Genomic DNA, 11,678 nt, shown 5'->3' with positions numbered 1-11,678 from the left:
AGGGATAAATCACTAAACAAATCAAACATTGCTACACAATCCTTTACATCAAATTAAGGCCTCATTCGTTTAGACATCTGCCTTACCAAAAAGTTTCAGGAAAAACAAAAAATCACTTCATTCTCATGAAGTGATGTTGTTTATTTTTTATTTCCGCTTCCTTTTATGTAATCATGCAAGATTTTCTCACAGACGGATCGATTTCCGGCAACAATGCTATTTTTCTCTAGAAACGTTAAGCGTTCTCCGTGAATATTCGAGTAAACAGCGCCTACCTCATCAAGCAACACACATCCAGCAGCATAATCCCATGGCGCTAGCCTTAACGTGACATATGCGTCGCTTCTTCCGCTTGCAATATAAGCCAGTTCAAGTGCAGCTGATCCAATCGTTCTTGTTCCTCTCACATCGCGTACGAGACGGGCAAACGGCTTAGCGTCAAAATGGGGGCTTTCAATCGCCCATGTTGGGTTAATGCCGACAATGGCTTTTTCAATGGCGACATCTTTTAAAGGCGGGAGTAAGGTATCGTTCATATACGCCCCTTCTCCTTTGACTGCATGATAGAGCTCGTCATGAATGACGTCATAAATAAGACCGATTTTCCCCACACCATGTTCAAATATCCCAATTGAAATGGCAAAATTTCGTTTTTGATGGACAAAGTTCATGGTGCCATCAATTGGATCAATGATCCATACTATCCCGTCAAGAGAGGTCACTTCTTCCCCTTGGCCCTCTTCTCCTAAAATATGATGATCTGAAAATGTCGACTGTATCTTTTCAATGAAGAAACGTTCTGTTTCTTTATCGATGTTTGTGACAAGATCATTTGGATTTGATTTTGTTTCAATTGATAGACCTTCCTGCATGGATTCTTTAATGCGGCTACCCGCTTCTTTTACCCAAAGCTTTGCAAGTCGGTCAATTTCCACCCAGTTTGTCATCGGACTGTAAACCTCTTTTCTATGTAGTACCTATTTGTATTAGCATACTGATATTATGTACGTAAAAGCAAGAAAAAAGCAGCTTCATACAAAAACGAACCGATGAATTGGTTCGTTTTTACCTCACCTTGTTTTACCCTTGAAGCTGCTCCCATTCTTTTCTTAGGCGCTCAAGCTTTCGTTTGCTGCGTTCTACTTGGATATCGTCTTTTTGCTCGATGGCTTCATGAAGCGTAGAAAGCTCATAATCAACCTCTAATCTCCACACAGCGATGCGATTCTTCTTCTCTTGTCTATACCCATGCTTCACGATTTGCTTCATTGGTCAACGCCCCTTCCAGAGAATGATTCATTCCTTGTCAGTTTTCATTGATAAAAAATACAATCGATAAGAGAAATGGTTCTTGCTTATATCGTATGAAGCGATCGCATAACCGCAACGACATTCTGAAAATTGTGTTTTTACCTATTTGTTATGTACCACAAAATCGATGTTTTTAAACGCCGAACCAAGATCCCTGCTATCTTTCTCTTTAAAGTGCATCTTTTTTTGAGCTTGACCCAAGCTATGATAAAATATGATCAGCGAAAAGATACAGGAGGCATAACATGAGTGAAATGCGTTTTAGAGATGAAGATTTTGAAACATTCACAGTAGACGGTTTAGATGAACGTATGGCCGTATTAAAAGAGAGAGTCCGTCCAAAGCTTGAAGCACTTGGTGAACATTTTGCACCGCTTCTTTCTTCTATTACAGGAGACGAAATGTTTGTCCACGTGGCAAAACATGCAAGAAGATCAGTCAACCCGCCAAATGACACTTGGGTGGCTTTCGCTAACAGTAAGCGTGGGTATAAAAAGCTCCCTCATTTTCAAATTGGGCTTTGGAAAACTCATGTATTTGTATGGTTTGCGCTCATTTATGAATCTCCAGTAAAAGGTGAATATGGACAATTATTTGAAAAAGAGCTGGACACGATCCAAAAGAAAATACCGCAAGACTTTGTTTGGTCTAAGGATCATATGAAACCGGACGTCCTCCGCCACAGCGAACTTGATGCTGAACAGCTGAGAACACTATTTGAACGTGTTCAAACAGTCAAAAAGGCCGAACTCCTTTGCGGCATCCAGCTTCCTAGAGAAGAAGTTGTTCAAATGAATAATGAAGAATTCTTATCAAAAATTGAAGATGCCTTCCGCACAGTAACTTATCTATACCGCTTTACACAAAAAGAATCTGTATAAAAAAACGAGCCTATGTTGGCTCGTTTCAGATTGTTGACAAAGGGCTAAAATGAACTTTATTTTAGCCCTTTGTCTTCTTTTCAGCGTGATAGAAAACCTTTGCAGTCTAGGAAGGACGAGCACTGGCGCGGAGCGAATTTGGCATTCGTGAGCACCAGCGCGCAGGACTGACAACGAATGCGAGGGTTTGTCTACACGCTGAAACGAGCCTATATTGGCTCGTTTTTTACATCCGTATCATAGCTGTTTCTTCAGCCTCTCTTGCACTTTTTACTGTGCGATAAGGGGAATACCCACTTCCCTTTTCAAACGCCGCACAATGCGTCTTTTCTTCTGCTTTTGATGGTACAACTTCTTTAAATCGTTTATAAGCCTCTAGTAACGCTTGTTTCGCAATTCCTGTTTCATAGGCTTTTTCAACGGCTTGAAAAAATGAAATGACCGCCATCTTTTCTTCAGTTGTCCAGTCGACGTCCATTGGATATTGATATTCCATTTACTTGTCCCTCACTTTAATCCACATTTCTTATTTGAACTTTTATTATAGCATCTGTTTGATCAGAATCCGATTGATTTTATGCTTTACATTCCGATCAGTTCATAATATAATTCTTTTGTTTTATGCAATGAAATCTGCTGTTATTGGGATAATAATAGCAGGTATTTCGATGAAGGTGGGAAAGCAATTGTCACAACATGATACACCCTTATACACTGGACTAAAAAAACACGCTTCAACTAATCCAGTCCAATTTCACATTCCAGGCCATAAAAAAGGAGCCGGAATGGACCCTGAATTTAGAGCATTCATTGGAGACAATGCATTAAGCATTGACCTTATTAATATAGAACCTCTTGATGATTTACATTCGCCTCGAGGAATGATCAAAGAAGCACAGGAGCTTGCAGCAGAAGCATTTGGTGCCGACCATACGTTTTTCTCTATACAAGGAACAAGCGGCGCGATCATGACAATGGTGATGACCGTCTGTGGCCCTGGAGACAAAATTATTGTTCCACGTAATGTCCATAAGTCGATTATGTCTGCTATTGTATTTTCTGGTGCAGTACCTGTTTTTATTCACCCGGAAATTGACAAAGAGCTTGGCATCTCTCATGGCATCACGCCAGAGTCAGCTAAAAAAGCGCTGACTAAACACCCAGATGCGAAAGGGCTGCTTGTGATTAACCCAACGTATTTTGGCATTTCAGCTGATTTAAAAACCATTGTAGAGATTGCTCATTCGTATGACGTACCTGTTCTTGTAGATGAGGCACATGGTGTGCATATTCATTTTCACGATGAGCTTCCATTGTCTGCGATGCAGGCGGGAGCTGATATGGCAGCAACAAGTGTGCATAAACTTGGCGGCTCTCTCACCCAAAGCTCGATTTTAAATATAAAAGAAGGGCTTGTTTCAAAGGATCGAGTACAATCTATTTTAAGCATGCTGACAACTACGTCTACTTCTTATTTGCTTTTAGCCTCCCTGGATGTCGCTAGAAAGCGATTAGCGACTGAAGGAAAGGCGCTTGCAGATGAAGCCATTCGATTAGCTGAATCAGCAAGAACTCGTTTAAACGAAATTGAAGGTATTACTTGTATTGGTCAAGAAATTCTCGGTTCACCTTCTACTTACGATTATGACCCAACAAAATTAATCATCTCCATTAAAGACCTTGGACTGAATGGCCATGATGTGGAGAAATGGCTGAGAGAAAGCTACCGAATTGAAGTAGAGCTCTCTGACCTATACAACATTTTATGTATCGTGACGCCTGGCGATTGTGATGAGACGATTGATACGCTTGTAACGGCTATGAAGGAAATTGCGGCCACCTCTGCACGTCAAGGCGGCAAACAAGCCGTGACAGAAGTGTTACTGCCTGAGATCCCTTCGCTTGCGATGACGCCGCGTGACGCTTTTTACGCAACAACGGAAGTCATTCCATTTAAAGAAGCGGCTGGCCGTATCATTGCAGAATTTGTCATGGTTTATCCGCCTGGTATTCCTATTTTTATACCAGGAGAAATCATCACAGAAGAAAATATCTCCTATATCTTTAAAAATATCGAAATCGGTCTTCCTGTTCAAGGACCAGAAGATTCCACACTAGATATGATTCGTGTCATTAAAGAACAAAAAGCCATTTTATAAAAAAGAAACATGCAGCCCCAATTGGAGCTGCATGCTTTTTTATTTATTCAGAGGCTTCATCACAGCAATGACAGTGACCACATGTTCCATAAAGTGTTGTCACTTTTTCATTTTCAAATTGATCAATGGTTTCATTGCAATCTTGACAAATAATTGTACCCACGTACATTCCCCTTTTCTTTACTCAAAGTTTGAAAGCGTTTAATCTATTTCATACCTCTATAATATGATGTCACATTTAAGTTGTCAACGGTTAATTGTATGACACATTTAATTATTTTTTATAAATATATGCTTTTTTCTCATCATATTGAGGAAACGTTTCAAATGTATTTTCCTTCATATCAATTCTGTAACAATTGAGTAACAATCGAAAATTGTCAAAAAGGACGTGATACACTAGAGTGACTAACAGGGAACTAGCTCCTAAAAATGTTGGTACAACCCCAAAGGATTTTGAGGTGAATAGATTGAATTTTATGAGGACCCTTCTCATTATATTCCCTATGCTCTTTGTACTTAGTTCATGCTCATTTGCGTATATCATACCGAATCAGACAGACCAGGTCAGTCATATTCAAAAGCCGAGAATTCTCTTTTTTACTGATGCAGAAAATCTTGATAAAGAAAGTCCTTATTATGACGCAGTGCTCGATTTAAAAAATGAATATCCGAAGGAAATGTCCAAGATGATTGTCAAAGAAGATCGTAAAGGCTGGAAAAATGAAGTAGACGAACTGCCGGCTATTTTACTTGTCAATAATGAAAAAGTCATTGTGAAGGTGGAAGGTAATGTCCGAAGTAAAGAGGATATCTTATCACCCATATGCCAAGCATTAGATCGAGTGAATACAAATTAACGGTTCGACTTTGCACTTATATATCCATATGAAAAAAGCCCTCAGCTCATGAGGGCTTTTCGTTTTCAGCGAGGTTTCACATACATAAAAAAACCCTCTCCGTGTGGAGAGGATTTCAACGTTCATTATTTTATGATATGGATTGGGCTTCCGATTGCTACTTCAGCCGTTTCCATTGTGATTTCACCTAAAGTTGGGTGAGCGTGAATTGTCATTGCGATATCTTCAGCTGTCACTCCAGCTTCAATTGCAAGGCTAAGCTCTGAAATCATATCAGAAGCGCCAACACCTGCGATTTGTGCACCGATCACTAGACCATCCTCTTTACGAGTGATCATTTTCATGAAGCCATCAGTTGCATCAAGAGAAAGTGCACGTCCGTTCGCTGCGAATGGGAATTTCGCTGCAACGATGTCGATTCCTTCTTCTTTCGCTTCTGCTTCAGTGTATCCAACAGTTGCAAGTTCTGGCTCAGAGAATACAACAGCAGGAATACCAAGGTAATCAATTTCAGCTGGCTCTCCAGCGATTGCTTCAGCAGCAATTTTACCTTCGTAAGAAGCTTTGTGTGCAAGTGGTGGTCCATCAACGATGTCACCAATTGCATAGATGTTTGAAACGCTTGTACGGCATTGTTTGTCAGTTTTGACAACTCCGCGGTCTGTCAATTCAACACCAACTTGCTCAAGACCAAGCTCATCTGTGTTTGGACGACGACCAACAGTCACAAGTACGTAGTCAGCATCGACAGTTTTTTCTTCACCTTTTACTTCGAAAGTAACAGTGACACCGTCAGATTTTTCTTCAACGCCTTTTGCAAGAGCGTTTGTATGAATTTCAACGTTTCCTTTTTTCTTCAGGTTACGTTTCACTAAAGAGCTCATTTGCTTTTCAAAACCTGGAAGGATTTCGTCTCCACCTTCAAGGATGACAACTTCTGTTCCAAAGTTCGCATAAGCAGTACCAAGCTCAGTACCGATGTATCCACCACCGATGACAACTAACTTTTTAGGTACTTCTTTAAGCGCTAAAGCACCAGTTGAGTTGATCACGCGGTCTGTGTATTTAAATGTAGGCAATTCGATTGGACGAGATCCAGTTGCAAGAATTGCATTTTTAAATGTATAAGTCTGCGCTGAATTTTCATCCATGACACGTACAGAGTTGCTGTCTACGAAATAAGCTTCACCTTTGACGATGTCTACTTTATTTCCTTTTAGAAGACCTTGAACTCCACCTGTTAATTTGTTTACAACAGAAGCTTTCCACTCTTGAACTTTTGTGAAATCAACTGTTACGTTTTCAGCTTTGATACCCATGTCTTCAGAATGCTTTGCATTCTCGAAACGATGTCCAGCATTGATCAATGCTTTTGAAGGGATACAGCCGACGTTTAGACATACGCCGCCAAGTGTTCCTTTTTCAACGATTGTTACTTTTTGTCCTAGCTGTGCAGCACGAATAGCAGCTACATATCCACCAGGACCTGCACCGATGACAAGAGTATCTGTTTCGATTGGGAAATCTCCTACTACCATGAATTTACGCCTCCATTAAAATTAATTGTGGATCATTCAATAAACGCTTGATGTGGTTAAGGGCATTTTGCGCAGTAGCTCCATCAATCATACGGTGGTCAAAGCTTAGGGAAAGAGCTAAGACTGGAGCTGCAACGATTTCGCCATCACGAACAACCGCTTTTTCAGCGATACGGCCAATACCAAGGATCGCTACTTCTGGGTGGTTGATGACTGGAGTAAACCATTGTCCACCAGCAGAACCGATGTTTGTGATTGTGCAAGATGCACCCTTCATTTCAGCTGGAGCCAATTTACCATCACGTGCTTTTGTTGCAAGCTCGTTGATTTCATTAGATACTTCGAAAATCGCTTTGCGATCTGCATTTTTCACAACTGGAACGAGCAAGCCTTTTTCAGTATCAGCTGCAATTCCGATGTTGTAGTAATGCTTTTGAACAACTTCATCTGTTTTATCATCGATAGAAGTGTTAAGTACTGGGTACTTTTTCAAAGCAGAAGTTAGAGCTTTTACAACGTAAGGCAAGTAAGTTAACTTGATTCCTTGATCAGCTGCAACTTGTTTGAATTGTTTACGATGTGCAACAAGGTTTGTTACATCAACTTCATCCATTAATGTTACGTGAGGAGCTGTGTGCTTAGAGTTCACCATTGCTTTTGCGATCGCTTTGCGGATTCCGCTCATTTTCTCGCGAGTTTCTGGGAATTCTCCTTCTAGAACTGGAGCTGCTGCCGCTTTTGGAGCTGCTTCTTCTTTCGCACTTTCAGCTGCTTGAGGTGCTGCTTCTTGAGTTGCTGCAGAACCGCCATTAAGGAAGCTGTCGATATCTTCTTTTAGCACGCGGCCATTTTTACCAGTACCTGCAACTTTGTAAATTTCAACGCCTTTTTCACGCGCATATTTACGTACAGATGGCATAGCAATAACGCGTTTGTTAGGATCAGCATCTACTTGCTCTTGTGCGCCAGCACCAGTTGCTGCTGCCGCTTCTTCTTGAGCAACTTCTTTCTTTTCAGGCTCGTTACCAGCTTCAGCAGTACCTTGTACTTGAGCTTCAGTTTTCGCTTCGCCTTCTTCTTCGCTGCCTTTAAATTGAAGATTTTCGTAACCAGGTGCATCAAACGTAATGATTGTTTGTCCTACAGTTGCAACTGTTCCCTCTTCAACTTTTAATTCTAATACTTTTCCTTTAACAGGTGAAGGAATTTCTACAACTGCTTTATCATTTTGTACCTCTGCTAAAACGTCATCTTCATTGATTTCGTCGTTTGGTTTTACAAACCACTTAACGATCTCACCTTCGTGGATACCTTCTCCGATGTCCGGAAGTTTAAATTCAAATGCCACTGTTTTTCGCCTCCTAGATTATGTTAAACCATTGTTCTGTCAACATTACACGGTCATGTAATTGATAAAGGGGAAGAGAAATAAATTCTTTTCCCCTCTGTCATTTAATTAAAATTCAAGAACTTTCTTAGCTGTTTCAAGCACGTCTTTATGGTTTGGAAGCCATACGCTCTCAGCTTGAGAGAAAGCAAATACAGTATCAGGTGCAGCTACACGAAGTACTGGTGCTTCTAGGCTAAGGATTGCTCTATCATTGATTTCAGCTACTACGTTTGCTGCAATACCAGCTTGTTTTTGTGCTTCTTGAACAACGATCGCGCGGCCTGTTTTTTCAACAGAAGCGATGATTGTTTCAATATCAAGTGGGCTCACTGTACGAAGGTCGACGACCTCAGCAGAAACGCCTTCTTTTTCAAGTTCTTCAGCAGCTTTAAGTGATTCGTGAACCATTGCACCGTAAGTGATGATTGAAAGGTCAGAACCTTCACGTTTCACGTCAGCTTTACCGATTTCAATTGTGTACTCTTCTTCAGGAACTTCCTGACGGAAAGAACGATAAAGTTTCATATGCTCAAGGAATACAACCGGATCGTTGTCACGGATTGCAGAAATTAATAGTCCTTTTGCATCGTAAGGTGTTGAAGGAATAACAACCTTGATACCAGGCTGTTGTGCAATAAGACCTTCTAAGCTGTCAGCGTGAAGCTCAGGTGTGTGAACTCCTCCACCAAATGGAGAACGGATTGTCACTGGAGAATGCCAGCGTCCACCAGAACGGTAACGCATACGAGCCATTTGTCCAGAAACAGAATCTAATACTTCGTAAACGAATCCGAAGAATTGAATTTCCATTACTGGGCGGAATTCTTGTAGTCCAAGGCCAATTGCAAGACCGCCAATACCAGATTCAGCAAGTGGAGTATCGAATACACGATCCTCACCAAACTCTTTTTGCAATCCTTCAGTCGCACGGAATACGCCGCCGTTTTTACCAACGTCTTCTCCGAAAACGAGAACGTTTTCGTCATTTTTCAGTTCTGTGCGTAACGCATCAGTGATCGCTTGAATCAATGTCATTTGCGCCATGGCTTACTTCGACTCCTTCTGTTTGTAGATTTCAAGCTGTTCAACCAAGTTAAATGGTTTCACATCGTACATGTTTTCAATCAAATCAGTGACTTTCTGCTTAGGCTGTTCGTCAGCTTCTTTGATTGCTTGTTTGATTTGTTCTTTTGCATCTTCGATGACTTTATTCTCTTCTTCTTCAGACCAAAGGCCTTTGTTTTCCAAGAATTTGCGGTAGCGTACCAATGGATCTTTTTGCTCCCACTCATTTTCATCTTCTTTTGTACGATATCTTGTTGGATCGTCACCAGCCATTGTATGTGGGCCGTAACGGAATGTAAGAGTTTCAATTAATGTTGGACCTTCACCATTTACAGCACGCTCACGAGCTTCAGCAGTCGCTGCGTATACAGCTAATGCATCCATACCGTCAACTTGTACGCCTACGATACCAGCTGCAGCTGCTTTTTGTGCAATCGTTTGTGCAGCAGATTGCTTTTCAACAGGTGTAGAGATCGCATATCTGTTGTTTTGGACAACAAAAATCGCTGGCGCTTTGTAAGCCCCTGCAAAGTTAATACCTTCGTAGAAATCACCTTGTGAAGCTCCACCATCACCAGTGTAAGTGATTGCAACAGCATTTTTACCGCGCTTTTTCAAACCAAGAGCTACACCAGCAGCTTGAATGATTTGTGCACCGATAATGATTTGCGGAGAAAGTGCATTCACATCTTCAGGCATTTGGTTCCCAACAAAGTGTCCACGAGAGAACAAGAATGCTTTTGTTAGTGGAAGACCATGCCAGATTAATTGTGGTACATCACGATATCCTGGAAGAATGAAATCTTCTTTCTCAAGTGCAAAGTGAGTTGCAAGCTGAGAAGCTTCTTGTCCAGCTGTTGGCGCATAGAAGCCAAGACGTCCTTGACGGTTCAATGAAATTGAACGTTGATCTAATACACGTGTAAACACCATACGGCGCATTAATTCTTTTAATTGGTCATCTGAAAGATCTGGCATTGCCGCTTCGTTTACGACTTCGCCTTTTTCGTTTAAAATTTGGAACGTTTCAAACTGCTTTTTGATGGCATCGAATTGCTTTTTGCTATCAACAATTGCTTTTTTTGTTTTTGCAGCCATTCTAAAGTCACCTCTTCCTTTCTTTTAACAGTCAATTTGTCGTGAATCCATTTATACATACAGATATAGGATAACCCAAAATGCTCATATGACTCCTGTATATAATAGCCACAAAGATCATTGTCGAAACATTGGATGATCGCTTGCTTTTGAGTTTTTCTAACTGTATTAACGATAGTTCACAAAAAACTAATACAACTTCTGTTAACAAGGAATAGTTTACAACAAGAAAAATAGTCCGTCAATTGATTTAACGGCTTTATTTAAATAAATGTATTCGCTTTACTTTTTATGGTGACCTGTATCAATCTGTTTAATCAACAGCACAAACTGTACTAGTATAGAGTGGATCACTGTACTACAATAGCACATGTTTGTTTTTGTCGAAAAATAAAAAAAGAGCTATTTTTAGCTCTTTTGATCATGATGGACAAAGGGCTAAAATGAACTTCATTTTAACCCTTTCTCTTCTTTTCAGTTTGACATCTTGGAAAAACGAGTAACGACACGCAGGCACTTTGTGAGTAGCAGCGATAAACAAAACTAGCAGCAAATATGCAAGTACTGTTTTTAACTGTTTTGTGATTCTTTCTGAGCTGTTTTGTATAAAGCTTGTTTATATTCGTTCAATTGATCTGTATATTGATTGAACTTCTTGCTTTCTTTTCTCACTTTACTATAGGAACGATTGACTGTTTTCAGTTTGGATTTCAGCTCAGCGTATCCTAAGTCTTTTCTTTTTAAAGATTCATACAAGTGCTTGTCTTGTTTCAGCGCCTTTTGATACTCACGGTAAAGCTGATCATACGATGCATATCTTTTTTCAATTGATTTGACTGTTTGTTCTGCTTTGTCTTTTACTTCCGTATCTTTTATCTGTCCAGCGAATTCTTTTACAGATTGAAATTCTTTTTTCGATTGATCCATGCTGTCTTTTTCTGTTTTTAAATGTTCTTCACGCTTTTCTGCCGATGCTAATGCTTGATCAGACAAGCTTGAGACTGTTTTTGTGTGGTCTTTTGTTGTTTGAATCATTTTTTTATACAACTGCTGCTCTTTTTTCTCATAGCTTTGCAGTGCGCCTTGTTCTTTTTCAAAGGATGCTTCTTTTTCGCTCATTTTCGTCATGGCATCTTGCATCTCATACAGCGGATTTTGACCTCCGCAGCCCGCAAGCAAGAGGGTACATATCCCCGCTAAAGCTGCACCTGCTTTTATTCTTCTTTTCATCTGTTTCAATTACAAGGTCCCCCTTTACATCTCCACATACCACTATAATTTTTCAGGGCGGTTGTGACAAGGAAAGAGGCTGGTTTTTTAAGGGGAAAGAAGATTTTTTTCATGCTCTAGGCTCATGACTATACAAATAGTGCATT

Annotated in this window: 12 protein-coding genes; 3 read left to right on the top strand and 9 right to left on the bottom strand. The window is 40.3% G+C overall.

The window, feature by feature from the left end; translation table 11 throughout:
• Window positions 1-140 precede the first annotated feature (140 nt).
• Window positions 141-947 carry an inositol monophosphatase family protein gene (locus ID12_RS11795; RefSeq protein ID WP_046343457.1) on the bottom strand — a complete coding sequence of 269 codons (807 nt, stop codon included), beginning with the start codon at window positions 945-947 and terminating at the stop codon, window positions 141-143.
• Window positions 948-1,080: 133 nt separating this feature from the next.
• Window positions 1,081-1,269 carry a hypothetical protein gene (locus ID12_RS11790; protein ID WP_008345085.1) on the bottom strand — a complete coding sequence of 63 codons (189 nt, stop codon included), beginning with the start codon at window positions 1,267-1,269 and terminating at the stop codon, window positions 1,081-1,083.
• Window positions 1,270-1,556: 287 nt separating this feature from the next.
• On the opposite strand from ID12_RS11790, the gene ID12_RS11785 reads away from it, so the two are divergent.
• A complete protein-coding gene (locus tag ID12_RS11785; protein ID WP_035392176.1) occupies window positions 1,557-2,192 on the top strand; it encodes a DUF1054 domain-containing protein in 636 nt (211 codons plus the stop codon).
• A 226-nt stretch (window positions 2,193-2,418) separates the two neighbouring features.
• On the opposite strand, the gene ID12_RS11780 is transcribed toward ID12_RS11785, so the two are convergent.
• Window positions 2,419-2,688, bottom strand: a complete 270-nt coding sequence (locus tag ID12_RS11780) for a UPF0223 family protein (RefSeq protein ID WP_008345089.1) — start codon at window positions 2,686-2,688, stop codon at window positions 2,419-2,421.
• 190 nt (window positions 2,689-2,878) lie between these two features.
• Here ID12_RS11780 and ID12_RS11775 point away from each other — a divergent pair, with 190 nt between their 5' ends.
• Complete coding sequence (locus ID12_RS11775; RefSeq protein WP_090756397.1) at window positions 2,879-4,351, top strand: aminotransferase class I/II-fold pyridoxal phosphate-dependent enzyme; 1,473 nt, start codon at window positions 2,879-2,881, stop codon at window positions 4,349-4,351.
• A 43-nt stretch (window positions 4,352-4,394) separates the two neighbouring features.
• On the opposite strand, the gene ID12_RS18980 is transcribed toward ID12_RS11775, so the two are convergent.
• On the bottom strand, window positions 4,395-4,514 hold the full coding sequence (locus ID12_RS18980) for a GapA-binding peptide SR1P (protein WP_003212464.1): 120 nt from the start codon (window positions 4,512-4,514) through the stop codon (window positions 4,395-4,397).
• A gap of 316 nt (window positions 4,515-4,830) precedes the next feature.
• Between ID12_RS18980 and ID12_RS11770 the strand changes: the two genes are divergently transcribed.
• Window positions 4,831-5,211 carry a hypothetical protein gene (locus ID12_RS11770; RefSeq protein WP_223255627.1) on the top strand — a complete coding sequence of 127 codons (381 nt, stop codon included), beginning with the start codon at window positions 4,831-4,833 and terminating at the stop codon, window positions 5,209-5,211.
• A 125-nt stretch (window positions 5,212-5,336) separates the two neighbouring features.
• Here the strand turns inward: ID12_RS11770 and lpdA are convergent, their stop codons facing one another.
• The 5 genes from lpdA to ID12_RS11745 form a co-directional block, all read right to left on the bottom strand.
• On the bottom strand, window positions 5,337-6,749 hold the full coding sequence (lpdA, locus tag ID12_RS11765; RefSeq protein WP_050827231.1) for a dihydrolipoyl dehydrogenase: 1,413 nt from the start codon (window positions 6,747-6,749) through the stop codon (window positions 5,337-5,339).
• 4 nt (window positions 6,750-6,753) lie between these two features.
• Window positions 6,754-8,097, bottom strand: a complete 1,344-nt coding sequence (locus ID12_RS11760; RefSeq protein ID WP_008345100.1) for a dihydrolipoamide acetyltransferase family protein — start codon at window positions 8,095-8,097, stop codon at window positions 6,754-6,756.
• 108 nt (window positions 8,098-8,205) lie between these two features.
• On the bottom strand, window positions 8,206-9,183 hold the full coding sequence (pdhB, locus tag ID12_RS11755) for a pyruvate dehydrogenase complex E1 component subunit beta (protein WP_007498597.1): 978 nt from the start codon (window positions 9,181-9,183) through the stop codon (window positions 8,206-8,208).
• 3 nt (window positions 9,184-9,186) lie between these two features.
• Window positions 9,187-10,302: a pyruvate dehydrogenase (acetyl-transferring) E1 component subunit alpha gene (pdhA, locus tag ID12_RS11750; RefSeq protein WP_007498599.1), complete on the bottom strand. Its 1,116-nt coding sequence runs from the start codon at window positions 10,300-10,302 to the stop codon at window positions 9,187-9,189.
• A gap of 570 nt (window positions 10,303-10,872) precedes the next feature.
• Complete coding sequence (locus tag ID12_RS11745) at window positions 10,873-11,541, bottom strand: YkyA family protein (RefSeq protein ID WP_050827230.1); 669 nt, start codon at window positions 11,539-11,541, stop codon at window positions 10,873-10,875.
• Window positions 11,542-11,678 lie beyond the last annotated feature (137 nt).

This window comes from Bacillus altitudinis (genome assembly GCF_001191605.1).
Classification (GTDB): Bacteria; Bacillota; Bacilli; order Bacillales; family Bacillaceae; genus Bacillus; species Bacillus altitudinis.
This window is presented reverse-complemented; position numbering and strand designations above follow the sequence as displayed.

What these genes read in the sequence shown, in the direction of transcription:
- ID12_RS11785 (WP_035392176.1), top strand. Translation starts at nt 1,557, where the DNA reads ATGAGTGAAATGCGTTTTAGAGATGAAGATTTTGAAACATTCACAGTA.
- ID12_RS11790 (WP_008345085.1), bottom strand. Translation starts at nt 1,269, where the DNA reads ATGAAGCAAATCGTGAAGCATGGGTATAGACAAGAGAAGAAGAATCGC.
- pdhB (WP_007498597.1), bottom strand. Translation starts at nt 9,183, where the DNA reads ATGGCGCAAATGACATTGATTCAAGCGATCACTGATGCGTTACGCACA.
- pdhA (WP_007498599.1), bottom strand. Translation starts at nt 10,302, where the DNA reads ATGGCTGCAAAAACAAAAAAAGCAATTGTTGATAGCAAAAAGCAATTC.
- ID12_RS11770 (WP_223255627.1), top strand. Translation starts at nt 4,831, where the DNA reads ATGAGGACCCTTCTCATTATATTCCCTATGCTCTTTGTACTTAGTTCA.
- lpdA (WP_050827231.1), bottom strand. Translation starts at nt 6,749, where the DNA reads ATGGTAGTAGGAGATTTCCCAATCGAAACAGATACTCTTGTCATCGGT.
- ID12_RS11795 (WP_046343457.1), bottom strand. Translation starts at nt 947, where the DNA reads ATGACAAACTGGGTGGAAATTGACCGACTTGCAAAGCTTTGGGTAAAA.
- ID12_RS11780 (WP_008345089.1), bottom strand. Translation starts at nt 2,688, where the DNA reads ATGGAATATCAATATCCAATGGACGTCGACTGGACAACTGAAGAAAAG.